We start from the raw sequence: 26533 nt of genomic DNA on the forward strand, positions 1-26533 counted from the left end.
GCGGATCATAAAAAGCGGTGGAGCATAGCTTAGCGGCCAGGAGCTCGTAATCAGTAGAGGCTGAGCGAGAAATAATGGGCTTCGATTTGCTTACCTAAGTGACTTGCGAAGATAGCTCCAAACATAGCTGTCAGTTGCCTAGACGTTGTAGATGAATAATGCAGTACAGAAAACAACGGTTCCTGCTGCCAACACGCCTGATACCAATATCTTGTAAGTCCTTAGTGTCCTGAATCATAGTCTGCTTGGTAGCTATAGCGGTGCCGTTTAGAGATTGGCGGAAGGTTCTACAGCGTTTTCGCTTCTCGCCAGAGACCTGGTAGGGCTTTTCATGCTTACCTTTCGCTTGTACTTGATTGAACTTGCGAGTCAGGACACTGGACCTCTTGGAGTTATGGTGAGGTTAAGGAGCTTGCAAGCGGGACAAACCCAAACGATTAAAGACTCAGCTGGGGTTGTCCACTTGCGCTGCTCTCGAAAAGGAGAGGACTTTCGATTTCGGTATAACATTCTAGTAAACGCTTTACTTCATCTCTTGAGTTAAACATCAAAACGTCAATGATAGACAATGATGGCACGAAAGCATGTTTACCTTGCGGATATGTCAGGTCGTTCATGCTCAAAAAGCGCAGCTCTATATCATGGCTAGCCAAATAGGCAGGGCAGTAAAGGGAGATGCCACCGATGAGATTGAGATAACGACGCCCCTCCAGTCTTTGTGTAAGAAAGATCACGCGATCCTGCTTGTCCATGTCTTGCGTATTTGCCAATTGTGATTGCACATAAATAGGCGTATCGATTCGCATATAAGCGCATAACGATCGAATCGACAGTTCAGCAAAGCGGGCTAAATTTCGTTCACTGCTACCTAAAATGCTTCTCAACAGATCCAATGCATCCAGGCGATAAGGCGCCTTGGCATAGCTGCGCTCGATTACCTTAATGAGCTGAGCCGCTTCCTGTTCGAATTGGTCACAAAGCCAGCGTTCATTGATGGCATCAAGGTGCCCGCCTCTGCGCAGCGGGAAGGTAATCAAGTTAGCCTGTTCCTGGGTCAGAATCCGGTTGCGGTTCATCCAGGAGCGTTTGACGTATTGCAAGTCGTCTCCCAGGACGAAGGCATCGCTGGCTGCAATCAATTGAAAATAACCCAGATAGGGAAACAGGTAGGGCTGCATCATCGATATGGTTCTTGCCATGGTGTGCCTCCTTTAAAGATTGCGTTCCGGTGTGCTGCGAAGCACGAGAGATCTGGCTACTGCAACCGGTATTGGCGGTATTCAGTAGGCTCTGATAAAGAGTTGGGAAAAGTAGGAGGGAAAGAGTCATCCTCTGGCCAGGGCGTGAGGCTATATACAATATCCAGTGTGGCCCAAGGGCCAGCCATGGCGAGAATGAGGGCTCGCTGATCGATAGAGGAAACTGTGGCAGTCGTAGGGATATGAGAGGAGAGGGTAGTCATAGGATCCTTCCTTGTGTCGATGCGTCAATGCGATCTACTTCTAGCGGTTAACTTCAGCTCCGGCTCGTCGCGGGACTTATACGTTTGAACAGGTTGATGGCGATGTTCTGGCCGATCGTAAAAAGAGCCTGCAGCTTATTTGCGGGCGAAATTAGAGCTAGGCAGTGGCTGAAAACCTGAACCAGGAAATAGTCATATAAGGCTTTGTTGCCGATGCGCTGGTAGTAACGCGCCAAACTGTAATAGGCATGAAGGGACATGCGAATCCGCTGTTGGCTGGTCCGCATGGAAAAGATGCCTCCTTCGTGCACGCGATAAGCCGCTGGGCGAATGGCCTCTATGAATTTGCCCTTGCCGTGGGCGCCCAGCAGAGACCACCAGCAAATATCCAGTACCTCAACACCATGCAGTTCAGGGGGTAACTCATGGATTACGTTACGGAAGCAGACGGTTAGGGTAGATATCGGTCGGCCTTGCATAAGTTCTTTGGCGCTGGCATCACGTCGGTACTTGCCGGTGAGATGGATGGGGCGAAGGATGCGTTTGCTATCAAACATGAACGCATCGTGATACGTCATCACGTAGTCCCGGTTGTTTTCAAGAAAGTCGACCTGAATCTGCAGCTTTCGTGAGTCTGTCCAGTAGTCATCGCCTTCGCAGTAGGCGATGTACCGTCCGCGTGCTTGAGCAAACAGCCGCGTGCTGAAAGGTACGCCCAGGGTGTACTGGTTCTGTGCCTGGTAGATCGGTTTGATAACAGTAGGATAGCGCGCTGCGTATTCGGCGATGATCAGAGGTGTCGTGTCGCTCGATGCATCATCATGAACGATAATCTCGAACGGAAAGTCCGTTTCCTGCTCAAGGAATCCCTCCAGCGTCTTTCGTATGAACCCGGCATGGTTATAGGCCAAGCAGATGATGCTTAGTACTGGTTGAGTCTGCCCGCTCCAAGACGCCATCAAGGCTTGTTCGCTTTTCAATTCCATTTTTAGGTCCTCTCTTTTGTAAGTAGAACGTACAGCTTCAGGGTTACGGGACGGGACGTTATTGCTACTAGCGTCAGGTAGACAGCTCCGCAGACGGCCAGACCCAGGAATATGTCGAAACGGTTGTCGCTTGCGATCACCTTGAGCAGCGGGTCGCTTATTAAAAGGCCAGCTGCCGTTACTATTACGATGCGGAACATGTCTTGTGTCCAAGGGCTGTGTAGGCCTGGAGCGAAATGACTATGGGCAATAGCAGGCCAAACGATAAAGGCCGTGAGATGCAGCCCAAACCAGGTGAGTGCTACCCCTTGAGCGCCGTAGTGCACAGTCGCGGCAACGATGATGGGAATGCTGAGTAAGGTGGACAGTACGCTGTACCACATATGCATTCGTAGACGCCCTTGGGCGTATTGCAGATAAAAAGGAAAAGCGCCAATGGCTGCGGCTGCACTGCCCAATGCATACCAAGGCAAAACCGAGCGGCTCCAATCTGCCGCTTCTTGATCACCGGTCCAGGCAAACACTAGGTCCTGAGCATGAAAGGCGATAACGGCAGCTAAGGGAGAGAGGATGCTACAGGCGAAGCTGGTAGCGTTCCGGTAGAGGTGGTGCATCTCAGCGATTCGCCCTTGGGCGGTCAGCCTGGTCATCCGTGGCAGAAGCGTCTGCACCAATGGATTGGTCAAAATCATCATGCTGCCTGAAATAAGGGCTACCAAAGAAAAGTACCCATACTCTCTAAGCAGTAAGATCTTGGAGAGCAAAACCTTATCCAGTTGGGTCAGCGCTATCCACAGGATGGAGGTAAATGACAGGCTGGCAGCAAAGGGTATGCAGGCTTTACGGCTACCCATGAAAAGCCAGTTAACCACTGCGATAAAGGCATTCGACGATAGGCATTCTTCCGTCCTTGGAAAATCCTTGGGGAGGTATCGAAGAGCACATCAAGCCGAGCAGTATATGAAGTGCCTTAAAAGGCCGCATGTACACATGGGTATCGTCAGGTTTTGGTGTATGACGAATCGTGTAAATCGTTGGGGTACGGGCTATTAGGTGTTGCGCTGATACACGGCTACCGCATTCGGCGCTTTAGGCGTCGAGCAGATAGCTATGAGCGGAAAACAGCTTGTGAATAGAAGCAAGCCGAAGCTGCGCTCTTACTGTGCATTAAGATATCGGCCAGTCGGTAAGTACTGTCAAGTCGGGCTAGGTAAAAATTGCCGAATAACCTGTAACTTTTTCTTGCCTAACGAGAGTGAAAAACAGCCTGTCGGCTTGGAGAGGATTCTACGAGAGAGCGGGCTTTTCTGAAGCGAAACGAAAATTTCTTCAAAAGCAAAAAGGCCCACCGCATGGGTGAGCCTTTTTGCTTAGTATTCATGGTGCCCAGGGACGGAATCGAACCGCCGACACGGGGATTTTCAATCCCCTGCTCTACCAACTGAGCTACCTGGGCAACGGGGCGCATTAAACGGGTTTCTCGAGAGACTGTCAAGCGCCGATTTAAAAAAATTTCAGGTTTTACCGAAACTTAAGGTATTCCGGACTGATGTCCACCTGTAAATACTTCAAGCGCTAGGGGGAACGTAGCCTTCAGCCTGTGCATATTCTTCGCCGGACAGAAACTTATCCATTTCCTGTTGGAGGAACTTGCGGTCTTCAGCATTCATCATGCTCAGTCGGCGCTCATTGATAAGCATGGTCTGGTGCTTTTGCCAATCATCCCAAGCCTGTTTGGAAACGTTCTGGTAAATATCCTCGCCTTTGGCGCCGGGATAGGGCGGACGATCAAGGCCAGGCAGTTCCTGTTTGAATTTGCGGCACATTACGGTGCGGGTCATACGGCTTCTCCTTTGAGCGCCTCTTCGGCGCGCTTGAGCAATTTTTTCACCGGGGCGGCCAGCCCGAGGCGTGGCGGTGCGGCGAGGTTATACCAGACCCAGTCTGACTCAGTCATGGCCTGGTTGCGGCTGTCCACATGAACCAGCCAGGGTTCGATATCGAGTTGAAAGTGGCTAAACGTATGGGTAAGTGGAGGCAGTGCCTGCCGCTTTTCCTCAATGAGGTGGTGGTGGTTGGTCAATATGCTGAGCTGATCAACCGTTTCAAGCTCAGGAGGGCTCCATAGGCCGCCCCAGAGGCCTATGGACGGGCGTCGGTACAGTAGAATGGCATTTTCATCATTGAGAAGCAGCGGCATAACGGTACGCTTCTGCGGCAAGGTCTTGCGAGGCTTCGCCTCTGGAAAAGCCGTTTCACGGCCTAGCAGGTGGGCGCGGCAGCCTTCCTTGAGCGGGCAGAGCAGGCAAGTTGGCCGGCTACGGGTGCAGAGCGTCGCACCTAGATCCATCATGGCCTGGGTGTAATGGTTAACACGTGTATGAGGCGTGTAGCGATCAGCGGCCTCCCATAACAGCCGGGCCACTGCTGGTTCGCCCGGGTAGCCCGGTTGGGCAGTGTAGCGTGCCAGTACGCGCTTGACGTTGCCATCCAGAATCGGCGCACGCAATCCCATGGAAAGGCTGGCAATGGCGCCTGCCGTAGAGCGGCCAATGCCAGGCAGCTCGGCCAAGGCCTCGGCGCTGTGGGGAAACTCGCCTTGATACGTGTCGACAATGATTTGGGCCGTCTTGTGCAGATTACGGGCCCGGCTGTAATAGCCCAGGCCTGTCCATAAATGCAGGACTTCGTCTTCGGTCGCCTCCGCAAGGGCTTGTACGTTGGGTAGGGCTGTCATGAAACGATCGTAGTAGCCCAGCACCGTACCAACTTGCGTCTGTTGCAGCATGATTTCCGAGACCCAAACCCTGTACGGCGTGATGTCTTGCTGCCAGGGTAGGTCCTTGCGGCCATGCAGGTCGTACCAGTTCAGCACGGCTGCGGAAAAATGTTCCGGACTCATTGTTTGTTGAATAACCCTTTAATGGCATCTTTTAGCTCGGGGCTGATCTTGTCGCCTAGCTTTTCGTCGATTTTGTCGTTGATACGACTGCCAGCCAGACGGCTGACGATCTGAGTCATGCCTTCACGGTCGAGGCGGCAGGCTTTGGCGCCTAGTTCCAGTGGGCCGCGGCAGTGCAGCGGCCATTCGATGCCAGCGTAGCGCTCGTTGATTTGGCAGGCTGGATCAGGCATGTCACTGTTGTCGCCCTCAAGCAAAATGCCGACACGATAATCGAGCCCCAGGACACGCAAATCTATAGCGCCGTTTCCTTTGGCTGTAAGGCCAGGAATACGAGCAATCAGGTCACGGTTACTGGCGACGCCGTCAACGATAGTCAAGCTGCCGCTGAATTCTCGGAAAGGGGTGTCCTGGCCGCTATAAACTTGACTCAGTGCTTCGCGATTCAGCAAAGCGATGCCCTGACAGAGCTGGCTTTCCAGATTGGCATTGGCCAGGACGCCATTGCTGATACGAAAACGGGCTGTACCGTCGAGGCTATCCATCCAGGCCTTCTGGCTGTTGCCTCGTGCGGTAAGGTCCGCATCCAGGTCCAAAGCACCTCGCAACGGCGGCTCCTGTCCCTGGGCTTCAAGAATTTTGTCCACCGGAACATGGGCTATGCGCTCACTAAACACAATGTGGGGGGTGGCGCTACGAACATCAAGGCTTCCGTTGGCCTGAAAACGGCCTCCGAACAAGTCGCCGCGTAGCTCGCTTAACGTCAGCTGTCCATCTGTGCTATTAAGCGCGAGACTGGCATTGTCGATTGGCAAGCGCGTCACGGTAAAACGATTAAGCGCAAGCGTCGCCTTTAGATCAAGGGTGCGCAGGCGCTCTACAGGCAGAAAGGGGGCATCGCTCCAGGCATGCTCAGTAGGGGCTTTGGGTAGGGCAGAGTTGCCCTGGCTGGCCACGGCCTCAGCGGTGCTGACTTCTTGCTTTCGGGCCTCGTTGCTGGCCTGTTGAGCCGTTGCCGCCTTGGCTGGCAGGTAGCGGTCCAGATCAAACTGATCACCCTTGAGATCGATTCGAAGGGCTTGGCGGGTAAAGTCCTCGATAGCTACACGGCCGCTAAGGTGACTGCCGTCCAGTACAAGATTAAGGTCTTCCAAGACCAAGCTGTTGCGGGTACCAGCCAAGCGTGTATTGAACTCAACGTGCTTGAGCGTGTTGGCATCAGCCATTTCGGGTAGCGTCACGCCTATTCCTGTCAGAAAATCCCGAAGGTCGGTCTGAGCCATGGACAGTCCGCCCTCCAGCTTGGGCTCATTTTCCAGATCTCTTACCTTGAGCTCGCCTAGGGCTTTGAGCTGATTGAACGAAAGTTTCAAGCTGTTCCATTCTGCGATCTGAGCAGCCCGGTCAACTAGGATCTGCCCCTCTGCAGAATAGCTTAGGAGCTTACCCGCAAGCGGCTCACCTGCCGCCTCACCAGAGAGGCTGGCGTTTTCCAGCTGAAAGCGCTGCAAGGCCATGTCGAAGCGCATGTTCCCCGTCAGGGCTAGAGAGGCCTTGATGGGAGGCTGATTACTGGTCAGCGTGCCTGTTAGTGTGAGAGGAATCGAGGTGCCTTCACGAATGCTACCGGTGGTCAGGCCGAATTCCTCAAAGGCATAGTGTTCACCACTACGCGCATCGGTGTAATCCAGGCGCGAATTGCGTACGGTAAGGCTGTCGATATCAAGCTTGACCGGGGCGCGCGATGATTCCTGAGGGCTGGAAGATGTATCGGCGACTGGGGCTTTGGTCTGGGCGTTAACCGGCTTGCCAACGTTTTCCCAATTACCTTTTCCAGTCTCATCCCGAGCCAACGTTAAATCCAGACCGTCCACGCGGATATCGCTCATTTCGACATCTCGCCGCAGTAGCGGCAGAACGCGTACAGAAAAAACTAGGCGCTGTACGTTGGCTACAGGCTGTTGCGGCGTGTCCAGGCTAGCAATCGTTGCCTCGTGCAGTTCGAGCCCCAGCCACGGAAACAGGCTCCAGCCGATATCACCCTTTAAGGTCAATTCGATGTTGGCCTTGTCACGGGCTAGCTCACGAATTTCATCCTTATAGTCATTAGGATCGAACAAGTGGGACAGCGCAAAGCCGAGTGCTACAAGAATCAGCAAGAGGCCTAGCAGGATCAGGCCGAGCACTTTGCCGAAGGCTTTCATTGACGAATCCTTATCAAAAATCTGAAGTAAAACCGAGTATAACGCCGCTGGGTGGTCGTTTTGCCGGGGCAGACGTTTAGGTGAAGCCTCTCTGACAGCAGGTTATCCGTCGCGTTAGAACTGCCGTTTGGCAATCGTCATAAAAAATTGAGCGTTTTTCTCTGGTATTTCATTAGGGGGCGCTCTATCGTCGCGGCCGATCACGAAACAAGTGCTAACGATTTCACGGGACCGTGCGTTGGGGAACGCTCGGTTCTGTAAGCCTTGATCGCATCGCCAACATTTCAATAGAGGGGATCTACATGAGCATAACGCTCACCCAGGGTGGTACTACCGCTCGTCCCGCTTTCCTATCCAAGGAACGGATTACTGCAACGCACGGCTTCAACCGCTGGCTTGTTCCGCCCGCAGCGCTGGCCATCCACATGTGTATCGGTATGGCCTATGGTTTCTCCGTATTCTGGTTGCCATTGTCGCGTGCCGTAGGTATCGACGCACCGGTCGCCTGTGCGCCGGACATGAGCTTTTTTGATCAGATATTTTCAGCCAGCTGTGACTGGAAAATCTCGATGCTAAGCTGGGTATATACCCTATTCTTCCTGTTTCTAGGCTGCTCGGCTGCTATCTTCGGTGGTTGGTTGGAGCATGCTGGTCCACGGAAGGTCGGCATAATCTCTGCCATTCTCTGGTGTGGTGGCCTGGTCATCTCGGCCATGGGCGTCTATACGCATCATATTTGGCTACTCTGGCTGGGGTCCGGTGTTATTGGCGGGATTGGCCTGGGACTCGGCTACATTTCGCCAGTCTCGACCCTGATCAAGTGGTTCCCGGACAAGCGTGGTATGGCTACCGGTATGGCTATCATGGGCTTTGGCGGCGGCGCGATGGTGGGTGCCCCCTTGGCAGACGTACTGATGCGGCATTTCGCGACGTCGACCGATGTAGGTGTATGGCAGTGCTTCCTCGCTATGGCCGGAATCTATTTCGTCTTCATGATCGGCGGTGCGCTGGCGTATCGCGTTCCGCCAGCCGGCTGGCGTCCGGAGGGCTGGGCGCCTTCGCTGAAGAAGAATGGCAACGACATGATCACCAGCCGTCACGTGCATGTCAGCAAAGCCTGGCGCACACCTCAGTTCTGGTTGGTCTGGGCTGTCCTGTGTCTGAACGTTTCTGCGGGTATCGGTATTATAGGTATGGCCTCGCCCATGCTGCAGGAAGTGTTCGGCGGCAAGCTGATCGATATCAATGTGCGCTTCAGTGACCTGAGTAAAGAGCAATTGGCACAAATCGCCACGATTGCTGCCGGCTTTACTGGCCTGTTGAGTCTGTTCAATATTGGCGGACGTTTCTTCTGGGCGTCATTTTCGGACTATATCGGTCGTAAAACCACTTTCTTTGTCTTCTTCGCGCTGGGTTTTGTGCTCTACGCCATCGTGCCGTGGACAGGCAGTATTCGTAGCGTGGCATTCTTCGTATTTGCCTTCTGTCTGATCCTGTCCATGTACGGCGGTGCTTTCGCAACGGTGCCGGCTTACCTGGCTGACCTGTTCGGAACTCAAATGGTTGGTGCGATTCATGGTCGCTTACTAACTGCCTGGGCCGCTGCCGGTATTTTCGGGCCTGTGCTGGTTACCTATCTGCGTGAGTACCAGTTGAACATGGGGGTTCCACGGACAGATGTGTACAACATGACACTCTATATCCTGTCTGCCCTGTTGATCGCCGGTTTCGTGTGTAACCTGCTCATCCGGCCGGTAGCTGATAAGTACTTTATGACAGAAGCGGAATTGGCTGTTGAGCGCTCCAAGGGCAGCGACACTAATTTCAGTAATGTCACCGTCGAATGGGCGGCTGATTCGTCCAGCAAAATATGGGTCGCCCTGGCTTGGGCTGCAGTTGTTATTCCGCTAGCCTGGGGGGTGCTGATTACCCTAGAGAAAACGGCCGTAATGTTCGGCTGAGTCCCCAAGCGGCAGGCGTAAGGCCTGCCGCTTCTTCATTTGTTACACCATTCATCCCATCACCTTCATGCTGTTCAGCCATAGGCGCTTCTGCTAACGAGCATCGGCTTCTATAATGCGTACCCTTTTGCCCCCATCTCGCGGAGCTGGTAATGGCCGAACGCAAGGCAGCCGTCGAACGTAATACCCTGGAGACCCAGGTCAAGGTATCCATTAACCTGGATGGTACGGGACAGGCCCGATTCGATATCGGTGTCCCTTTCCTCGAGCACATGCTGGATCAGATCGCCCGTCATGGTTTGATCGATCTGGATATCCAGTGCAAAGGTGACCTGCATATCGACGATCACCATACCGTTGAGGACGTAGGGATCACACTGGGCCAGGCATTTGCCCAGGCGATTGGCGACAAGAAGGGTATCTATCGCTACGGGCATGCCTATGTGCCGCTGGACGAAGCCCTGTCTCGTGTCGTCATCGATTTCTCCGGTCGCCCAGGATTGCACTGGCATGTTCCTTTTACCCGTGCGGTTGTAGGTAATTTCGATGTGGACCTGTTCATCGAGTTTTTCCAGGGCTTCGTCAATCATGCCCAGGTAACCCTGCATGTAGATAACCTGCGCGGTATCAATACCCACCATCAGATCGAAACCGTGTTCAAGGCGTTTGGTCGGGCCCTGCGAATGGCTGTGAGCCATGACGAGCGTATGGCTGGCCAGATGCCGTCTACCAAGGGGTGCCTGTAATGCAGACGGTAGCGGTCATTGACTATGGCATGGGTAATCTGCATTCGGTTGCCAAGGCTTTAGAGTATTCGGGCTCTGCTCGGGTCCTGGTAACAGGCGATGCGCGAGTCATTCGCGAGGCTGATCGCATTGTCCTGCCCGGGGTGGGCGCGATACGCGACTGCATGGCCGAGATTCGGCGTTTGGGCATTGACACGTTGGTGCGTGAGGTTAGCCGTGACCGGCCCTTCCTTGGTGTTTGTGTCGGGATGCAGGCGCTAATGGAGAGCAGCGAGGAAAATGATGGTGTCGACTGCATCGGTCTGTTTCCTGGCCATGTACGCCGCTTTCCTGGCGATATGACTGAGGGCGGTGAGAAACTGAAAGTTCCGCACATGGGTTGGAACGAAGTTATACACAGCTGCGACCATCCCCTATGGCATGGGATCTCTGATCGCAGCCGCTTTTACTTTGTTCACAGCTACTACGTCGAAGCAGGCAATCCGCATCAGGTAGTAGGGCGCGGTCATTACGGATGTGATTTCGCAGCCGCCTTGGCGGATGGGACCCGCTTCGCTACGCAGTTCCACCCGGAAAAGAGCGCGACCTGCGGTTTACAGCTTTATCAGAACTTCGTTGCCTGGGACGGCCGCTGGTAAAAGAGCAATACTCCTTTCCGAAAGATGCTTCGGCTCGCTGGAAAGAAGGGTGCTACGGAAGCCTTCACGCTGAAATAGCACAGAACAATGACAACATGGCAGCTCTTGAGGTGCAGGTCGGCTGTATAGCAGAAGCTGGCCTCTGGTTTCTCGAGAAATGCTGACGCCTTGGTTACCCTGGATTAAGACTCACATGCTGATTATTCCTGCGATTGACTTGAAAGACGGCGCCTGTGTGCGCTTGCGGCAAGGCCGGATGGAAGACTCCACGGTATTTTCTGATGACCCGGTAAGCATGGCGGCCAAATGGGTCGAAGGCGGGTGTCGTCGTCTTCACCTGGTCGACCTCAATGGCGCATTCGAAGGTCAGCCCGTCAATGGCGAAGTCGTGACGGCCATTGCCAAACGGTATCCAACGTTGCCCATCCAGATTGGTGGCGGTATCCGCTCGCTGGATACCGTTGAGCATTACGTCAAGGCAGGCGTGAGCTATGTGATCATCGGAACCAAGGCCGTTAAGGAGCCGGAGTTTGTGACCGAGGCATGCCGTGTCTTTCCCGGCAAGGTTATCGTAGGGTTAGATGCAAAGGATGGTTTTGTCGCGACTGATGGCTGGGCTGAGGTTAGCCAGGTGCAGGTAATCGATCTGGCCAAGCGTTTCGAGAGCGATGGCGTCTCGGCTATCGTTTACACCGACATTGCGCGGGACGGCATGATGCAGGGTTGCAACGTACCCTTTACTGCGGCTCTGGCCAATGCCACGCGGATTCCGGTCATTGCGTCGGGCGGTATCCATAACCTAGGCGATATCCAGAATTTGTTGGACGCCAAGGCGCCCGGCATCATTGGTGCGATTACTGGGCGTGCAATTTATGAGGGCACGCTGGACGTGGCCGAAGCCCAAGCCTTATGTGACCGTTATTCGGCGTAATCACTGACGAGAGAGAGCAGTATGGCACTTGCCAAGAGAATCATTCCCTGCCTCGACGTTGATAATGGACGCGTGGTGAAGGGTGTCAAATTCGAGAACATCCGTGATGCTGGGGACCCGGTCGAGATTGCGCGTCGCTATAACGAGCAGGGCGCTGATGAAATCACGTTCCTTGATATCACGGCCAGTCATCAGGGTCGCGATACTACCTTGCACACCGTCGAGCGGATGGCTAGTCAGGTCTTCATTCCGCTGACTGTAGGCGGCGGTGTACGGACCGTGCAGGATATTCGTAACCTACTTAATGCGGGTGCTGACAAGGTTTCGATCAATACGGCAGCGGTATTTACGCCTGAGTTTGTTGGTGAGGCGTCGGCTCGTTTCGGCTCTCAATGCATCGTGGTCGCCATTGATGCCAAGAAGGTTTCTGGGCCGGGTGAAGCACCTCGTTGGGAAATCTTCACGCATGGCGGTCGCAAACCCACCGGGCTGGATGCCGTAGCCTGGGCGCAAAAGATGGAAGAACTGGGCGCGGGTGAGATTCTGCTTACCAGCATGGACCAGGATGGCACCAAGAGCGGTTTCGACCTTGGGGTGACCCGTGCGATCAGCGAAGCGGTTGGCATTCCTGTTATCGCTTCTGGTGGCGTAGGTAATCTCGAACATCTAGCAGCGGGTATCTTGGAGGGCAAGGCCTCTGCAGTGCTGGCGGCCAGTATCTTCCACTTCGGAGAATACAGTGTGCCTCAGGCAAAGGCTTTTCTAGCCGAGCGGGGAATTGTGGTGCGCTAGATTGACCGCTGTTTGCTAACTACTGGCTATGGTCCAAAAGCGAAGTGTGTCACGTGTTGGCACGCTTTCTGATATGCAAATGACACCATAGCCAGGAGGCATTTATGTCCAAGCCACTCATGGCCTTGTTGGCCAGTGCATTGTTGCTAACAGGAGGTCCGGTACGCGCCGAGTCTTCTACGTCCTATAGCATGGCACTCCTCACTGAAAATTTTCCGCCGTACAACATGTCGGTGGATGGCAAGAACTACGCGCAGGAAGCTGATCTATCAGGAATTGCCGTCGAGATCGTGCGTGAAATGTACACACGTGCCGGCATCGCCTACACCATGACCCTGCGGTTTCCCTGGGAACGTATCTACAACACAGCGCTCAATCAGCCGAACTATGGCGTTTTTGTCACAGCTCGCCTGCCGGAGCGGGAAAGTCTGTTCAAATGGGTAGGCCCGATTGGTCCGGATGACTGGATCCTGCTAGCGAAAGGCGACTCCCCGGTTCAAGTAAACAGTCTGGATGACGCAAAACGTCAGGGTTTGCGCATAGGCGCCTATAAAGGCGATGCCATTGCCGAGAATCTGACAGCTAAAGGGTTGGAGCTAGAACTCTCACTGCGCGATCAGGAAAATGCGGAAAAACTACAAAGCGGCAGTATTGATGTATGGGCCACAGGGGACCCCGCCGGCCGTTATCTGGCCCGACAACAGGGTATAACGAGGCTTAAAACGGTACTGCGGTTCCAGACGAGCGAATTATTTTTAGCGCTCAACAAGGAAACACCCGACGACGTGGTCAAGCGTTTGCAAGATGCACTTGATCAGATGCGCAAGGATGGAGCGGTGGAGCGCATTACGGCTAGTTATCAATAGTACGAACCGGTTTTCGGTCCGCTGCGTAATGCCGATCCGTAGCGGTACGTCAATACCCTAATACTAATAAGGAGTGGTAGTCATGTTCAGGTCGATAGTACGTGTCTTGTTATTGGGCGTCTGCCTGGGAGCGAATATGGCCAAGGCAGAGCTGCCGGAAAATTACAGTATGGTGGTGCTGACCGAAAATTTTCCGCCCTTCAATATGTCTATCGACCAAAAGAACTTCGCTCGGGACGAAAACATTGATGGCATCAGCACCGATGTTGTCCGTGAAATGTTCAAACGCGCTGGTATCAGCTATACGCTCTCGCTGCGTTTCCCTTGGGATCGTCTTTACAGTCTGACGCAGGAGCAGTCGAACTACGCACTGTTCTCCACCATACGCACGCCTGAGCGTGAGGACGAATTCAAGTGGGTGGGGCCCCTGTCAAAGATTAGCTGGGTACTCCTGGCCATGCCAGACAGCATTCTGACCGTCAATAACCTTAAGGAAATTGATAAGTACAAGGTTGGCGCTTATAAGAACGATGCGGTAAGTCAGCATCTGGAAAGCCTAGGCCTGGCTCCTATCAACGCCTTGCGTGATCAGGAAAACATCAAAAAACTTGAGAAAGGCCAGATTGATATATGGGCCACGACTGATCCTGTAGGCCATTACCTGGCCAAGCAGGAGAACGTGCCAAACCTCAAAACCCTGTTCCACTTCAAGGAGGCTGAAGTCTACCTGGCCATCAATAAGAATACGCCAGACGAGGTGGTAGAGCGTCTGCAAAAAGCGCTGGACCAGATGCACAGCGAGGGTTTAGTCGACGAGATTAGAAACAATTACCTCTAAGCCAGCAGCCAGATAACGTCACATTTAGCGATAAAGGCCCTGCTTGCCATGCGCGGCCATCGCCTGGTTTCCGCGCAAGGCAATCATCTGCTCAATATCGATGACTTCTACTCCTTCTGCCATAAGTTTGGGTAGTTCGCGAGTTAATACGTCCAGCGTGGCAGGGCGGGGATGGCCGATAAGAACAGCGGTACCTTGCTGACGGGCCAGCCTGACAGCCTCACGCAATTGCGCAGCGATCGCCTCTGGCTCGTTGACGTTATCAAGGAATACATCACGTGAGAGACTGGCCAAGGCGGCTTTCTGTGCCTCGGCAGCGGCAACGGTGGCGGCACTGGTACGGCTGTCCAGAAAGAATAGATGGCGATCTTGCAAAATCGCCATTAGTTGCGTCATGGCGGGGCGGTCTGCCGTCATGCGGCTGCCCTCATGATTATTTACACCACTGACATAGGGAACGGTGGAGAGGGCTTTCTCAAGGCGATTCAAACGCTCCTGGGCCGATAACTCAGGATGCCAGGCATAAGGGCCGCCAGCAGGATCCATCGGCAGGTGCAGGATGACCGTACGCTCTGCTCGGTGGGCCTCACGTGCGAGATCTGCTCCGTATGGCGTGTCGGGCATGATGGCCAGCGCAACGGGCGCCTTGAGTGCAAGCACACGGCGATCCTGCACCAGATTTTGGCCCATGTCGTCGATGATGATACTCAGGCGTGGTGGGGGCGCTCCCCAGGCGCTACTGGCCAGTAGCCCAGCCAGTATCCACGTCCATACTCCTCGGCGTCTCACTGGTTGCGAGTAATGCTGAGGCCTTTGAGCAGACTCAGGGCCTGGGACAACTGGAAATCTTCATCCTGCGGACGAGGCGTTTGGTTCGGTGCCTTACTGCCCGTGGGTCGATCAGGGCCGCCATTGGCGTTACCCAAATGCCCGGCCAAATCCGCTTCCTTGAAAAATTCAGGATCATTTTCCGGGGTAACCTTGGCTGGCGCCACGGCTACGTCGGGGATGATACCTTGCGCCTGGATTGAGCGTCCCTTGGGGGTAAAATAAAGTGCCGTGGTAAGTTTCAAGGCGCGATCATTATTCAAAGGCAGTACCGTTTGTACCGAGCCCTTACCAAAGCTATCCGTACCCATGAGAATGCCGCGTTTGGAATCTTGCAGCGCTCCGGCCACGATCTCGGCTGCCGAAGCGCTACCACCATTGATTAGAACAACCAGCGGGACGCCTTCACTCGGGTCGGCGGGGTCCGCTGAAAAGCTCAATTCGGAGTTCTGGATACGGCCTTTCGTGTAGACAATCAGTCCCTTCGTCATGAAGGCGTCTGCAACTTCCACGGCCGCCTGCAATACGCCGCCGGGGTTATTACGCAGATCAAGCACAAGGCCGCTCAGGGGATTGCCCTTGTTGTCCTTACGCAATTGCTGCAGCGCTTTGACGACCTCATCACCCGTGTTGACCTGGAACTGGGAAATACGAAGCAATCCATAACTGGGCTCAAGAAGCTGCGCTTTTACGCTTCGTACCTTGATGACGGCCCGATTTAACTTGACGTCGAAAGGACGGCCGCCATTACGGATAATCGTCAAGGTAATCGGACTGCCCGACTTGCCGCGCATCTTGTCCACAGCCTGACTGATCGATTGCCCCTTGGTTGGTTGGCCATCAATTTTGATGATCAGGTCTCCTGGCTGGATTCCCGCTCTGGCGGCCGGTGTGTCATCAATAGGCGACACCACCTTCACGAAGCCATCTTCCTGGCCTACTTCAATACCAAGGCCGCCAAATTCACCGCTGGTAGTCTCCTGTAACTCCGCAAAATCTTTGGGTTCTAGATAAGCGGAGTGAGGGTCTAAGTTGCTCAACATGCCCTTGATAGCATTTTCCAGCAGCGTCTTGTCGTCGACAGGCTCGACATAGGCTGCTTTAATGCGGTCAAGCACCTCGGCAAATGTGCGTAACTCCTCCAGTGGAAGAGGCGCTGCGTTGGCTGCCGTAGAGCCATTGACCGGAGTCACCGCCGCAGGCACTTCTGCTGGCCTCTCTTCTTGAGCCCAGACACTGGAAACGCCACTCAACCCTATCAGTGACAGGGCCAAAGCGGTAAGACGAAAGCAATGCGGCATGCGTAGCTCCTAAACTGACCGGTACTATCCCTGGGCACGGCACCAGGCGACCGGGTCCGATGGACGACCCTTCTGACGAATGGCGAAGTACAAGGCAGGTGTATCCTGACCGCCACTAGTGCCGACGGTTGCGATGGTATCGCCTGCCTTGACTTGATCGCCTGCGCTTTTCAACAAACTCTGGTTATGCCCATAGAGGCTTAGGTAGCCGTTGCCATGATCAATGATCACTAGCTGTCCGGCTCCTCTTAACCAATCGGCAAACACGACTCGACCTGCATGAATGGCATGTACCTGAGTACCGGCACCGGCTGCAATAAGAACACCATCCCATTTGGCCCGAGGGTCGTCGCCCCGCGGACTACCGAAACGTGCCAGCAGGCGTCCATTGACGGGCCAGGGCAACTTACCTTGAGCTTTAGCAAAAGGACCCCCGAACGCTGGTGCAGAACTAGACACCGCTATCTCGGGGGTGTTCGCCGGGCGTGGCGCCTTGTTAGCAGCTTGGCGACGCGCCTCAGCTTGCCTGGCTTCGGCTAATGCCCGCTGACGTGCAGCTTCGGCCTCACGAGCCTGGCGGGCCAGCGTTTCCTCAATGGTCTTGAGCACCTTATTGAGTTCTGCCCGTTCCTGCTCGCGCGCCTCGAGCGCACGGCTGCGAATACTGTAGTCCTTGTTGAGTTTGGCCAGGGCTTCCTGTCTGGCCTCGCGTACTTGGGCCAGTTTGTCCTGTTGTTCTTTTAGCACACCTTGCCGTTCCGTCAGTTGGGCCTGCTCACTCAAAATATCCTGCTCAACACTAGACAGCTGGCGTAACGTATCGTTGAACTCAGAAAGTTGATCAATACGAGCCTGATTCACGTAGTTATAGTAGGTCAGGGTACGGCTGACCTTTTCGGGCTGTTCCTGATTGAGCAGAAGCTTAAGGTATTCCTGCCGGCCGCTCTGGTAGGCAGCCCGAACTTGAATGGCAATCAGTTTTTGCTGATCAAGGCGCGACTGTTCCAGTTTTTTTTTCTGCCCGTCGAGCTGTTCGAGCTTTTTCTCGCCTTCATCTAGTTGTTCCTGCAGGTCCTTGACCTGCTTTTCCAACTCGCCCATCTCGGTCTCGGTAGACTGCAACTGCTTTTGCAGGCCGGATTTCTCCGATTGGATGGACTTCAACAGTTTCTGCATTTCGGCAATGTCGCGCTTTGTGGCTTCAAGCTGGCGCTGGGCATCCTCACGCGAGTCAGCTATGACCGATGTACACAGGAGCGTAAGAAGAACGACGGTGAGGGCGCGAAGCATCAAAGTAACGAATATCCACTGGAAGGAGCACCCTAGTATGCCCGGGGTGACAAGTAAAAAAAACGTTGAGGGACGCCGTTGGGTATATCTCTGCCGTAGTTATAGAACAGATGCAGGAAAAGACTGCTGAGACACATGGGCGTTGCGCAAGGCACAAAGAGCAGCGATTAGTCTCGGGCGCCCAGGGTAGGACGCCCGATAGGGCCATCAGCCTAGCGTGATAATGGAGCGGCCAGTCATTTCCTTGGGCTGCTCCAGCCCCATAAGGGTCAGCAGTGTGGGCGCGACATCCGCCAAGACGCCACCTTCACGGATCGTGACGGTGCGCTTGCCAACATAGACGAAAGGTACCGGCTCGGTGGTATGGGCAGTGTGTGCCTGTCCAGTGGACTCGTCCTCCATCTGCTCCACGTTGCCGTGGTCCGCCGTGATGATGGCTTCGCCGCCTACCTTTTCCAGAGCAGTAACGATGCGGCCCATGCAGCTGTCCAGGCACTCAACGGCTTTAACTGCTGCGTCGAACACACCGGTATGACCAACCATATCGCCGTTGGCGTAGTTGGCGATGATCACGTCGTAGCGCTGATTCTCGATCGCATCGACGATTCGGTCGGTAACCTCCGGCGCGCTCATCTCGGGTTGCATGTCGTAGGTTGCTACTTTAGGCGAGGGGATGAGAATACGCTCCTCACCCTCAAATGGCTCTTCGCGTCCGCCAGAGAAGAAAAAGGTTACATGCGCGTACTTTTCCGTTTCAGCGATACGCAGCTGGGTCTTGCTGTTCTTGGCAAGGTATTCGCCTAGGACATTATCCAGGCTTTCAGGGGCGAAGGCGCTTGGAGCCGGAATACTGGCCGAGTACTGAGTCAGCATTACATAGCCAGCCAGATTGAGAGTGCGGACCCGAGGAAATTCCTTGAAATCCGGCTCAACGAAAGCGCGTGACAACTCACGGGCACGGTCGGCTCGGAAGTTCATGAAGATGACGGCGTCGCCGTCTTCGATCTTGACTGGAGCGCCGACTGTAGTGGCCTTGACGAATTCATCGGTCTCGCCACGCTCGTAGGCAGCATTCAGGCCATCAGTTGCATTCGCTGCATGGTAATCGGCTGCGCCTTCGGTAATGAGATTATAGGCCGCCGAGACGCGGTCCCATCGATTGTCACGGTCCATTGCAAAGTAGCGGCCGATCAGCGAAGCGATGCGACCCTTGCCTAGACGGGCAAAGGTTTTATCCAGCAGGTCTATGGAGCCCTGGGCGCTTTTCGGCGGCGTGTCGCGGCCATCCAGGAATGCGTGCAGGTAGATATGTTCAGCGCCGCGTTTGGCGGCCAGTTCTGCCATGGCGACCAAATGATCTTCATGACTATGCACACCACCATCGGAGAGAAGCCCGAGAATGTGGACGGCCTTGCCGTTACCAACGGCTTTATCCACCGCTGCGCCGATTACAGGGTTTTCAAAGAAATCGCCATCACGGATGGACTTGGTGATACGCGTGAAATCCTGATACACCACACGGCCGGCGCCCAGGTTCATATGGCCAACTTCGGAATTGCCCATTTGCCCGTCGGGCAGGCCGACATCCATGCCCGAACCGGAGATCAGGCCATGCGGTTGTGTAGCCAGCAAGCGATCCCAGACCGGTTTATGGGCGGCGTAGATGGCATTGTGCTTAGTTTCCTCACTGTGGCCAAAGCCGTCGAGGATGATCAGGACCAGAGGTTTGGGTGTGAATGCCATGATTTCGGACTCTTGTTAGCGCTGTTTCGAAAGGGCAACGATTACCTGAAGTGTAACTGCCAAACGCCTAACGACGCCACGCACTCAGGGTATGGCCCATGAGGTCGCGTGTGTATACTGGCCAGCATTTTTTGACTCCGGATACTTCGTGCCATGCAATTCGTTTCCCGGCTGATCGAGTTCGCCACCAACCATTACCTGCTCGCGGGCGCCTTCGTGGTGCTGCTGGTACTCCTGCTACTTAACGAGACGCGTCGCAGCGGACGCAATTTGTCTACAGCGGAGCTGACCAGGTTGCTCAATACAGACCAGGGCATTGTGCTGGACATCCGTCCGAAGAAGGAGTTCGCTAACGGACACATTGTCGGCGCCTTGAATATTCCTCAGGACAAACTAGCGAATAGCCTGTCCCAACTGGAAAAGCACAAGGGCAAAACCATCATCGTTGTCGACGGTAATGGTCAGCATGCTGGCGCGGCCTGTACGCCGTTGCAGCAGGCCGGTTTTACCACGGCGCGTCTGTCGGGTGGTCTCTCTACGTGGCGTGGAGAAAACCTGCCGCTTGTGAAGGGTTAATTTTCCGGATCAGGAGGTACCGTCATGTCGAATGTCGTGATCTACACCAGTGCCTGGTGTCCCTACTGCCACCGCGCCAAGCACTTGCTTGACAGCAAAGGCGTGCAGTACCAGGAAATTACCGTGGACGGTAAGCCCGCGGTACGCAGTGAAATGAGCCGCAAGGCTGGCAGGACCAGCGTTCCACAAATATGGATCGGTGAGACCCATGTTGGTGGCTGCGATGATTTGTATGCCCTTGAGCGTGCCGGTCGTCTGGATCCGCTCCTGTCTGCCTGACTTCAACCCGTTAACCGAATAAGGTCCTGTCATGTCCGAACCGATCAATGGCGCGCAGCCCACTGAGGAAGGCGCCCAGTTTTCCCTGCAACGCATCTATATCCGAGACCTGTCTTTTGAGGCCCCCAAGAGCCCGGACATTTTCCGCCAGGATTGGCAGCCCAACGTCAATCTGGACCTGTCGACGCGCCAGAAGGCGTTGACCGATGACTTTTACGAAGTTGTACTGACTTTGACCGTCACGGTGAAAAACGGTGCGGATACGGCCTTTGTTGCTGAGGTTCAGCAGGCTGGTATTTTCTTGATTAAAGGCTTGGACGCTTCGGCCATGAGCCATGCTCTAGGCGCGTTCTGCCCGAACATTCTGTTCCCCTATGCCCGTGAGACGCTAGACAGCATGGTTGTACGTGGCTCCTTCCCGGCGCTCATGTTATCTCCAGTCAATTTCGATGCGCTTTATGCTCAGGAGTTGGCTCGCATGCAGACTGCTGGCGAAGCCTGATCGAGGCTGTTTTTAAAAACGCCCTTTGGGGCGTTTTTTTATGGAAGCAATAAGGCTCAGGAGGGCTGTTCAGGCATAAAGAAGCCTAACTGACGCCAACCTTCATAGACGGTAATAGCGACCGCATTAGACAAATTCAGGCTGCGTCTGCCTGGCAGCATCGGCAAGCGCAGCAGATGTTCATGAGGCAGGGCGTCCCGTATGTCAGCAGGCAGGCCTCTGCTTTCAGGGCCAAATAACAGGGCGTCGCCTATCTGATACTGGATTTCAGCATAGGATTGGCTGGCCTTGGTGGAAAAGGCTAGCACTCGGCGAGGCTGCAAATCTGCTATACAGGCGGACAGCGAGGCATGGCAACGCACAGTTGACCATTCGTGGTAGTCAAGGCCAGCACGACGCAGCTTCTTGTCCTCCAGTGCGAATCCCAGGGGTTCGATCAAGTGAAGGCGACAACCGGTCACTGCACAGAGTCGAATGATGTTACCGGTATTAGGGGGAATTTCCGGCTCGAACAAAATGACGTCAAACATGATTAGCGAAACGAAAAAAGGGAGCGCTATGGTACCCCTGTCTTCGGTCTATGACTCCTGGTTCATGGGGATTGATTACTTTAAGGGCGCTTGGACATGCTGAGTCGAATGATTCATGCGATTCGCCGCCTCATCGAGGCTGACCGCCAGGAGCGTACCGCCGCGGAAAAAGAGTTGGCCCGGGTAGAAGACCCTGAGGGGCTGCGACATGAGCTGCGCGAGCGTAATCGACGCCTTCTAACCTGGCTAGGCGCTCTGTCGTTGGGAGGCCTGTTGTTCGGTCTGATGATTGGCCGTCTTTATCATGATGAAGGCAGGCCCGGTGTGCCTGTCACTCCTCAAGTCAGTATTCGGCAGGCTGTCGAAACGACTGATGGGATCTCGGGACAGCGTGTGTTTCGCTTGGTACTGAATCTTAACCAGCCAGTGCGTTATGAACGTTACCAGCCTGAGGGCGGGCTGAGTCTGAGACTGCCAGCCATTACCCTGGTGGGTGGTGAGCGCAGCGGCACTGTACGTTCGGCTACAGGCGGTAGTCTCTCCTGGTCCGTGCGTCAGGAGGGCAGGGATGTGACTGTACTGGTAGTGCGTTTGGGTGATGAACAGGCTGTACAGGATCAGCTGAAAAAGCAGGGCGACACCTGGTTGCTGCGGATCGAAGCGCCATTGCCTTAAGCCCCTTGAGTATGCTCGGTCTCGGAGCGACGAATTCAAAACGTGCACTGTTTTAGCACGCTTAAAGAGCAACTAAAAAGACGCATGAGAAAGATTAGTGGCTACAGGCAGGGCGGCATTCTTGTACGGAGAAACAAGTACACACTACACTTTTGCTTAAATTATTGAAAATAATAGAGTTTTTTGGCTGATAAAGCTTTTTCAAAAAAAAGACCACCCGTAGGTGGTCTCATGAAGAAAAAGGGGATTCCCCAGCCTGCCTGTACCGAGGTCCCCAAAAAGGTAGGTTGCTGAATATATAGCAGATGGCGTGCCAACTTCTTGAGGGCATGGGGCGAAGGGAAATGACCAAAGAGATTAAGAAAAAAGGCGCCTAAAAAGACGCCTTTTCCAAGAGCATATCTTTCTAAAGAACTTGATTAATCCTCGCCCTCGTCATCCGGGCCATCCACCTTCATGCCGAGCTCTTTTATCTTGCGGGTCAGGGTATTGCGACCCCATCCCAGGAGTACGGCAGCATCACGGCGGCGACCGGCAGTATGTTTAAGTGCCGTCTCAATCATGATGCGCTCGAAGGCTGGTACGGCGCTGTCTAGCAGGCTGGACTGTCCTCGGGTAAGCGCCTGGTCGGCCCATTGCCGTAGCGCCTGTTCCCAGTTTGCTGCAGGTTGGGCATCCTGAGGCTGACTAAGTAGTTCGGGTGGTAGATCATCGACAAGCACTTCGCGACTCGATGCCATGACCGTGATCCAACGGCAGGTGTTTTCCAGCTGCCGTACGTTCCCCTGCCAAGGCAGGCCTTTCATGTATTCCTCGGTTTCCGGCTTAAGCGTCTTGGGCTCAACGGCCAGCTCTTGAGCGGCACGGGCCAGGAAGTGCCGGGCCAAGGCGGGAATATCCTCACGACGATCCGCCAGGCGAGGAATATGAATACGGATCACATTCAGACGATGAAACAAGTCTTCTCGGAACTTGCCCTCGCGTACCAGACCTTCCAGATTCTGATGTGTCGCGGCGATGATGCGGACATCCACCTTGACCGGCGTATGTCCGCCGACCCGGTAGAATTCGCCGTCTGCCAGAACGCGCAGTAGGCGTGTCTGGGTGTCGGCGGGCATGTCACCAATTTCGTCAAGAAACAGCGTCCCGCCGTCAGCCTGCTCAAACCGACCTCGTCGTTGGTTGGCGGCACCGGTAAAGGCTCCTTTTTCATGGCCAAACAGCTCGGACTCCATAAGGTCCTTGGGAATTGCCGCCATGTTAAGCGCAATGAACGGCGCTGCGGCGCGTGGACTGTGACGATGCAAGGCATGGGCAACGAGCTCCTTGCCGGTGCCTGACTCACCGTTGATCAATACCGTAATGTTGGAATGACTCAAGCGGCCAATAGCTCGGAAAACCTCCTGCATGGCTGGCGCTTCGCCGATGATTTCGGGCGTTCTCGCCAAATGTGCAGGCTCTGCAAAGCCTTGCTGCTCTTGAGCGTGTTGACCGGCCCGCTTGACCAAGGCAACGGCTTCATCAACGTCGAACGGCTTGGGCAGGTACTCAAATGCGCCGCCCTGGTAGGAGGCAACTGCACTGTCGAGATCCGAGTGGGCGGTCATGATGATTACAGGCAGGCGCGGATGGATTTCCCGAATACGGGACAAGAGATCCAGTCCGCTGGCGCCTGGCATGCGAATGTCAGAAATGATGACGTCCGGCTGCTGACGCGTTAGGCGTCCCATGACGCTGTCCGCACTTTCGAAGGCGACGGTAGTCATGCCTTCCTGCTGTAGGGCTTTCTCCAGTACCCAACGAATGGAACGGTCGTCGTCGACAATCCAAACAGTCTCCGAACGGCTCATAAAGGCTCCTTATCCAGCGGCAGGAAAATGCTGAAAGCTGTGTGTCCAGGATGACTCAGGCACTCGATAAGGCCTTGGTGCTGAGAGATGATGTTTTGAGTAATGGCCAGGCCGAGTCCGGTACCATCTGGACGGCCGCTGACCATGGGGTAGAAAATGGTTTCCTGCATATCCACCGGAATCCCTGGGCCGTTGTCGATGATTTCGACTTTGCACACCAGGCGGTGACGGACATGTGCAATAGTGAACTGGCGCAAGGTGCGTGTACGTAGCGTGATCCTCCCCAGGCGTAGTTCGTTATGCTCGGAAATAGCCTGCATGGCATTTCGTACAATATTGAGTACGGCCTGGATCATCTGTTCGCGATCAATAAGCAGATCCGGAATGCTGGGATCGTAGTCACGAGCAACGGCGATACCACCTTGACTTTCCGCCTCGACCAGACTGCAAACACGCTCTAAAACTTCATGAATATTTGTGCGTGACAACTTGGGTAACTTGTTGGAACCCAGCATTCGATCAACCAGGTTACGCAGGCGGTCGGACTCTTCGATAATGACATTCGTATAGTCTTTCAGGGACTCCTCGGGCAACTCACGTGACAAAAGCTGAGCGGCGCCGCGAATGCCACCCAGCGGGTTCTTGATCTCATGGGCCAAGCCCCGTACCAGTAATTTGGTCGTTTCCTGTTTGGACAGTTGCGCCTCCTCCTTGGTAATGCGCAGCAAACGATCACGCGGGTGCACTTCCAGCAAAAGCTCAGTCGAGTCCGGGCTGAGTATGGGGGTAACAGCGTAATCCACTGTCAGAGTACTGCCGGTGGTAGATACCAGTACGGCTTCCCGTTTGGTGAACGGGTGCGAGTGCTCGACGGCTTGGCGCAACGCCTGGAGTGCTTCCGGAGATTCCGTGAACAATTCGCTGATGAATTGGCCATGGCTGCGTTGCCCGCTGACGGCCAGCAACATTTCTGCTGCTGGGTTCATATATTCCAGCCTAAGCTCGGCATTGAGCAGAATCACTGCCGTTGTCAGGTTATCCAGCAGTAGGCGGTGCATCATTTCCGTAGGCATGGCGAATCAGCTGTAAGGGGACGACCCAGGAAAATGCAAGAAACAAACCAAGCCTTAAAAAGGGGCGCCCTGTGTTAGGGCAAGCTACCTGTCTATGTATTAAAGCCTAGTTAGAAACTGGCTTGCACTAGTCGATAAAGAGTAAAAAGGCTCTGTATCGCCAGTCCCGTTAGGCTTTTGGCAAAGCCGTATAGATGTTTTGCCGGTATGCGCAGGCGATCCGATTGCATGTTGATTGGACGCCATAACAATTCAGATAGGGGTTAAGCCTGCCTAAGGTTTTCTACTAGGCTCACTCTAATGACACATTTTGGTGCGCTAGGCTAGGGTGCACCAAAAAAGTGCTAGAGGTTAGTCATCTTCAGGCTTGTCTTCAGCCGGACATTCTGGGCGAACGCCCCAATCCTCTTCTTGGCACGGATTGATAGCGCGTCGCTGAGCCAAAGAGGTGCGTTGCAGGTGAAACGGCTGGTTAGGGGTGCGCTCGATGACGACGCCGCCTTCGGTAATAATCTCGACGGCAATCTGATGGGTGCCTCGGTCTATGTTCTGCAAGGAAAAGACCGGGCTGCGGCTGGGCTCGGCAACAGGTTGTCCATCCAGTACCAGACGAAAGAAGTGACCTGGCATGAGGTCAGGCTCACTGGTCGCAGTGACAATCAGATCACCTGCATTACTGCGTACAGTGGCATCTGGCTCAGGAATGAGAATCCGAAGCATCTCATAAGACGCAACGGTTGGCGCCGCGGTGGGTAAAGCCGTATTGGGCGCAGGAACAGGAGTAGACGGTGAAAGCTTGATGGTTCGGGGACCAGAGTGCATGGTGTTGGTTGGCGCGATATCAACCGGCTTGGCTTGACTGTTTCGAGGTGGCTTATCAGTAAAGACCCGATTGCCCTCTGCATCAACGTAGGTGTAGACGGCTGCTTGAGCCGCTAGTGTCTGAACGAGCAACAATATAAAAATGAAGGCACGCACGTTGGAAGCTCTCAGCGGGCAGGGCTATTACGGCTGATGCGTTGGATAGTGATATCCACCGGCATGCTTTGCTGAACGGTACGGCCCCCTTGTAAGACGTCAAGCCTGAACTGATGAGTACCGCGGTCGATATTGGTCAGTTGAAACGCAATTGAGCGTCCAGGCGCACCGTAGGGCTGCCCATCCATGAACAGTTGTAGCTGATGACCCGGCAGTAAAGAAGGCTCTACCGTGGCAGTAAGAATAAATGTGCCGTTATTGGCTCGCAGGGAGCTTTCATCCGGTACGTTCAGCATAAGTGTTTGGTAAGACTGTATTTCGGCAGGCTCAGGCTCTGCAGGTGCTGCCGGTACCGGCGTGGCTGGCGTTTGCGTACCTACCGTATTCGTAGGCGGAAGGGTAATGCGCTCGGCTGGCTTGTTTTCCGGCGGCTGATCACTAAAGACAGGTTGCCCGTTGGGGCCGATAGAGCGATAAATCTGGGCGCTGACAGGCAGTGTCATCGTCAAGAGCAGGCAGGCAGTCAGCACGCGCATATCGTTTTCCTGAGCAGAGTCAAACCCGATAGCTTTTTCGGGAAGT

Annotated in this window: 26 protein-coding genes and 1 tRNA gene; 11 read left to right on the plus strand and 16 right to left on the minus strand. The window is 54.4% G+C overall.

Annotated features, from left to right (window positions below; translation table 11 throughout):
* Positions 1–437: 437 nt before the first annotated feature.
* The 7 genes from IQ22_RS05140 to IQ22_RS05175 all read right to left on the minus strand — a co-directional run bounded on the left by IQ22_RS05140 (position 438) and on the right by IQ22_RS05175 (position 7554).
* Complete coding sequence (locus tag IQ22_RS05140) at positions 438–1199, minus strand: WbqC family protein (protein ID WP_145139114.1); 762 nt, start codon at positions 1197–1199, stop codon at positions 438–440.
* 316 nt (positions 1200–1515) lie between these two features.
* Positions 1516–2448, minus strand: coding sequence for a glycosyltransferase family 2 protein (locus IQ22_RS05150; RefSeq protein ID WP_145139120.1), 933 nt, complete (start codon positions 2446–2448; stop codon positions 1516–1518).
* 2 nt (positions 2449–2450) lie between these two features.
* Positions 2451–3302 (minus strand): lipopolysaccharide biosynthesis protein, encoded by an 852-nt coding sequence (locus IQ22_RS05155; protein ID WP_145139123.1) that lies wholly within the window; start codon positions 3300–3302, stop codon positions 2451–2453.
* Positions 3303–3828: 526 nt separating this feature from the next.
* A tRNA-Phe gene (locus tag IQ22_RS05160) sits at positions 3829–3904 on the minus strand.
* Positions 3905–4016: 112 nt separating this feature from the next.
* The gene (locus tag IQ22_RS05165) at positions 4017–4289 is read right to left on the minus strand and encodes an oxidative damage protection protein (protein ID WP_145139126.1); all 273 of its coding nucleotides are present in this window, start codon (positions 4287–4289) and stop codon (positions 4017–4019) included.
* Positions 4286–5350: an A/G-specific adenine glycosylase gene (mutY, locus tag IQ22_RS05170; RefSeq protein ID WP_145139129.1), complete on the minus strand. Its 1065-nt coding sequence runs from the start codon at positions 5348–5350 to the stop codon at positions 4286–4288. The genes IQ22_RS05165 and mutY overlap by 4 nt, the downstream gene beginning before the upstream one ends.
* A complete protein-coding gene (locus IQ22_RS05175; protein WP_145139132.1) occupies positions 5347–7554 on the minus strand; it encodes an AsmA family protein in 2208 nt (735 codons plus the stop codon). The genes mutY and IQ22_RS05175 overlap by 4 nt, the downstream gene beginning before the upstream one ends.
* Before the next feature lie 302 nt (positions 7555–7856).
* Between IQ22_RS05175 and IQ22_RS05180 the strand changes: the two genes are divergently transcribed.
* The 7 genes from IQ22_RS05180 (at position 7857) to IQ22_RS05210 (ending at position 14326) form a co-directional block, all read left to right on the plus strand.
* The gene (locus tag IQ22_RS05180; RefSeq protein ID WP_145139135.1) at positions 7857–9515 is read left to right on the plus strand and encodes an OFA family MFS transporter; all 1659 of its coding nucleotides are present in this window, start codon (positions 7857–7859) and stop codon (positions 9513–9515) included.
* 152 nt (positions 9516–9667) lie between these two features.
* Positions 9668–10261, plus strand: a complete 594-nt coding sequence (hisB, locus tag IQ22_RS05185) for an imidazoleglycerol-phosphate dehydratase HisB (RefSeq protein WP_145139139.1) — start codon at positions 9668–9670, stop codon at positions 10259–10261.
* Positions 10261–10899 carry an imidazole glycerol phosphate synthase subunit HisH gene (hisH, locus tag IQ22_RS05190; RefSeq protein WP_145139141.1) on the plus strand — a complete coding sequence of 213 codons (639 nt, stop codon included), beginning with the start codon at positions 10261–10263 and terminating at the stop codon, positions 10897–10899. The genes hisB and hisH overlap by 1 nt, the downstream gene beginning before the upstream one ends.
* A 193-nt stretch (positions 10900–11092) precedes the next feature.
* Positions 11093–11830: a 1-(5-phosphoribosyl)-5-[(5-phosphoribosylamino)methylideneamino]imidazole-4-carboxamide isomerase gene (gene hisA / locus IQ22_RS05195; RefSeq protein ID WP_145139145.1), complete on the plus strand. Its 738-nt coding sequence runs from the start codon at positions 11093–11095 to the stop codon at positions 11828–11830.
* A gap of 21 nt (positions 11831–11851) precedes the next feature.
* Positions 11852–12622, plus strand: a complete 771-nt coding sequence (gene hisF, locus IQ22_RS05200) for an imidazole glycerol phosphate synthase subunit HisF (RefSeq protein ID WP_145139147.1) — start codon at positions 11852–11854, stop codon at positions 12620–12622.
* Positions 12623–12726: 104 nt separating this feature from the next.
* Positions 12727–13488 (plus strand): substrate-binding periplasmic protein, encoded by a 762-nt coding sequence (locus IQ22_RS05205; protein ID WP_145139150.1) that lies wholly within the window; start codon positions 12727–12729, stop codon positions 13486–13488.
* Between the two features lie 82 nt (positions 13489–13570).
* Positions 13571–14326 (plus strand): substrate-binding periplasmic protein, encoded by a 756-nt coding sequence (locus tag IQ22_RS05210; RefSeq protein ID WP_145139153.1) that lies wholly within the window; start codon positions 13571–13573, stop codon positions 14324–14326.
* A 24-nt stretch (positions 14327–14350) separates the two neighbouring features.
* Here the strand turns inward: IQ22_RS05210 and IQ22_RS05215 are convergent, their stop codons facing one another.
* The 4 genes from IQ22_RS05215 to gpmI form a co-directional block, all read right to left on the minus strand.
* A complete protein-coding gene (locus tag IQ22_RS05215; RefSeq protein WP_244308952.1) occupies positions 14351–15115 on the minus strand; it encodes a divergent polysaccharide deacetylase family protein in 765 nt (254 codons plus the stop codon).
* Complete coding sequence (locus IQ22_RS05220) at positions 15112–16455, minus strand: S41 family peptidase (protein ID WP_145139155.1); 1344 nt, start codon at positions 16453–16455, stop codon at positions 15112–15114. The genes IQ22_RS05215 and IQ22_RS05220 overlap by 4 nt, the downstream gene beginning before the upstream one ends.
* Before the next feature lie 24 nt (positions 16456–16479).
* Positions 16480–17745, minus strand: coding sequence for a murein hydrolase activator EnvC family protein (locus IQ22_RS05225; RefSeq protein ID WP_145139157.1), 1266 nt, complete (start codon positions 17743–17745; stop codon positions 16480–16482).
* A 207-nt stretch (positions 17746–17952) separates the two neighbouring features.
* Positions 17953–19488, minus strand: coding sequence for a 2,3-bisphosphoglycerate-independent phosphoglycerate mutase (gene gpmI, locus IQ22_RS05230; RefSeq protein ID WP_145139160.1), 1536 nt, complete (start codon positions 19486–19488; stop codon positions 17953–17955).
* A gap of 153 nt (positions 19489–19641) precedes the next feature.
* On the opposite strand from gpmI, the gene IQ22_RS05235 reads away from it, so the two are divergent.
* From IQ22_RS05235 to secB, 3 genes are read left to right on the plus strand one after another with little or no spacing between them, the layout of a single operon-like run.
* Positions 19642–20064 carry a rhodanese-like domain-containing protein gene (locus IQ22_RS05235; RefSeq protein ID WP_145139163.1) on the plus strand — a complete coding sequence of 141 codons (423 nt, stop codon included), beginning with the start codon at positions 19642–19644 and terminating at the stop codon, positions 20062–20064.
* Positions 20065–20088: 24 nt separating this feature from the next.
* On the plus strand, positions 20089–20343 hold the full coding sequence (gene grxC, locus IQ22_RS05240) for a glutaredoxin 3 (protein ID WP_145139166.1): 255 nt from the start codon (positions 20089–20091) through the stop codon (positions 20341–20343).
* Between the two features lie 31 nt (positions 20344–20374).
* Positions 20375–20845 (plus strand): protein-export chaperone SecB, encoded by a 471-nt coding sequence (gene secB, locus IQ22_RS05245; protein ID WP_145139169.1) that lies wholly within the window; start codon positions 20375–20377, stop codon positions 20843–20845.
* Between the two features lie 56 nt (positions 20846–20901).
* On the opposite strand, the gene IQ22_RS05250 is transcribed toward secB, so the two are convergent.
* A complete protein-coding gene (locus IQ22_RS05250) occupies positions 20902–21375 on the minus strand; it encodes a tRNA (cytidine(34)-2'-O)-methyltransferase (protein WP_145139171.1) in 474 nt (157 codons plus the stop codon).
* A 96-nt stretch (positions 21376–21471) separates the two neighbouring features.
* Here IQ22_RS05250 and IQ22_RS05255 point away from each other — a divergent pair, with 96 nt between their 5' ends.
* Positions 21472–22050: a hypothetical protein gene (locus IQ22_RS05255; RefSeq protein ID WP_145139174.1), complete on the plus strand. Its 579-nt coding sequence runs from the start codon at positions 21472–21474 to the stop codon at positions 22048–22050.
* Positions 22051–22469: 419 nt separating this feature from the next.
* Here the strand turns inward: IQ22_RS05255 and ntrC are convergent, their stop codons facing one another.
* From ntrC to IQ22_RS05275, 4 genes are all read right to left on the minus strand, one after another.
* Positions 22470–23900 (minus strand): nitrogen regulation protein NR(I), encoded by a 1431-nt coding sequence (ntrC, locus tag IQ22_RS05260; protein ID WP_145139177.1) that lies wholly within the window; start codon positions 23898–23900, stop codon positions 22470–22472.
* Entirely contained in the window at positions 23897–24973 is a 1077-nt protein-coding gene (glnL, locus tag IQ22_RS05265; RefSeq protein WP_145139179.1) for a nitrogen regulation protein NR(II), read from the minus strand. The genes ntrC and glnL overlap by 4 nt, the downstream gene beginning before the upstream one ends.
* A 351-nt stretch (positions 24974–25324) precedes the next feature.
* Entirely contained in the window at positions 25325–25951 is a 627-nt protein-coding gene (locus IQ22_RS05270) for a DUF4124 domain-containing protein (RefSeq protein WP_145139182.1), read from the minus strand.
* A gap of 11 nt (positions 25952–25962) precedes the next feature.
* Complete coding sequence (locus tag IQ22_RS05275; RefSeq protein ID WP_145139185.1) at positions 25963–26487, minus strand: DUF4124 domain-containing protein; 525 nt, start codon at positions 26485–26487, stop codon at positions 25963–25965.
* Positions 26488–26533 lie beyond the last annotated feature (46 nt).

The organism is Pseudomonas duriflava (assembly GCF_007830155.1).
GTDB lineage: Bacteria > Pseudomonadota > Gammaproteobacteria > Pseudomonadales > Pseudomonadaceae > Chryseomonas > Chryseomonas duriflava.

Excerpts from the sequence above, each read along its gene's own strand:
- IQ22_RS05140 (WP_145139114.1), bottom strand. The coding sequence starts at position 1,199 with ATGGCAAGAACCATATCGATGATGCAGCCCTACCTGTTTCCCTATCTG.
- IQ22_RS05150 (WP_145139120.1), bottom strand. The coding sequence starts at position 2,448 with ATGGAATTGAAAAGCGAACAAGCCTTGATGGCGTCTTGGAGCGGGCAG.
- IQ22_RS05155 (WP_145139123.1), bottom strand. The coding sequence starts at position 3,302 with ATGGGTAGCCGTAAAGCCTGCATACCCTTTGCTGCCAGCCTGTCATTT.
- IQ22_RS05165 (WP_145139126.1), bottom strand. The coding sequence starts at position 4,289 with ATGACCCGCACCGTAATGTGCCGCAAATTCAAACAGGAACTGCCTGGC.
- mutY (WP_145139129.1), bottom strand. The coding sequence starts at position 5,350 with ATGAGTCCGGAACATTTTTCCGCAGCCGTGCTGAACTGGTACGACCTG.
- IQ22_RS05175 (WP_145139132.1), bottom strand. The coding sequence starts at position 7,554 with ATGAAAGCCTTCGGCAAAGTGCTCGGCCTGATCCTGCTAGGCCTCTTG.
- IQ22_RS05180 (WP_145139135.1), top strand. The coding sequence starts at position 7,857 with ATGAGCATAACGCTCACCCAGGGTGGTACTACCGCTCGTCCCGCTTTC.
- hisB (WP_145139139.1), top strand. The coding sequence starts at position 9,668 with ATGGCCGAACGCAAGGCAGCCGTCGAACGTAATACCCTGGAGACCCAG.
- hisH (WP_145139141.1), top strand. The coding sequence starts at position 10,261 with ATGCAGACGGTAGCGGTCATTGACTATGGCATGGGTAATCTGCATTCG.
- hisA (WP_145139145.1), top strand. The coding sequence starts at position 11,093 with ATGCTGATTATTCCTGCGATTGACTTGAAAGACGGCGCCTGTGTGCGC.
- hisF (WP_145139147.1), top strand. The coding sequence starts at position 11,852 with ATGGCACTTGCCAAGAGAATCATTCCCTGCCTCGACGTTGATAATGGA.
- IQ22_RS05205 (WP_145139150.1), top strand. The coding sequence starts at position 12,727 with ATGTCCAAGCCACTCATGGCCTTGTTGGCCAGTGCATTGTTGCTAACA.
- IQ22_RS05210 (WP_145139153.1), top strand. The coding sequence starts at position 13,571 with ATGTTCAGGTCGATAGTACGTGTCTTGTTATTGGGCGTCTGCCTGGGA.
- IQ22_RS05220 (WP_145139155.1), bottom strand. The coding sequence starts at position 16,455 with ATGCCGCATTGCTTTCGTCTTACCGCTTTGGCCCTGTCACTGATAGGG.
- IQ22_RS05225 (WP_145139157.1), bottom strand. The coding sequence starts at position 17,745 with ATGCTTCGCGCCCTCACCGTCGTTCTTCTTACGCTCCTGTGTACATCG.
- gpmI (WP_145139160.1), bottom strand. The coding sequence starts at position 19,488 with ATGGCATTCACACCCAAACCTCTGGTCCTGATCATCCTCGACGGCTTT.
- IQ22_RS05235 (WP_145139163.1), top strand. The coding sequence starts at position 19,642 with ATGCAATTCGTTTCCCGGCTGATCGAGTTCGCCACCAACCATTACCTG.
- grxC (WP_145139166.1), top strand. The coding sequence starts at position 20,089 with ATGTCGAATGTCGTGATCTACACCAGTGCCTGGTGTCCCTACTGCCAC.
- secB (WP_145139169.1), top strand. The coding sequence starts at position 20,375 with ATGTCCGAACCGATCAATGGCGCGCAGCCCACTGAGGAAGGCGCCCAG.
- IQ22_RS05250 (WP_145139171.1), bottom strand. The coding sequence starts at position 21,375 with ATGTTTGACGTCATTTTGTTCGAGCCGGAAATTCCCCCTAATACCGGT.
- IQ22_RS05255 (WP_145139174.1), top strand. The coding sequence starts at position 21,472 with ATGCTGAGTCGAATGATTCATGCGATTCGCCGCCTCATCGAGGCTGAC.
- ntrC (WP_145139177.1), bottom strand. The coding sequence starts at position 23,900 with ATGAGCCGTTCGGAGACTGTTTGGATTGTCGACGACGACCGTTCCATT.
- glnL (WP_145139179.1), bottom strand. The coding sequence starts at position 24,973 with ATGCCTACGGAAATGATGCACCGCCTACTGCTGGATAACCTGACAACG.
- IQ22_RS05275 (WP_145139185.1), bottom strand. The coding sequence starts at position 26,487 with ATGCGCGTGCTGACTGCCTGCCTGCTCTTGACGATGACACTGCCTGTC.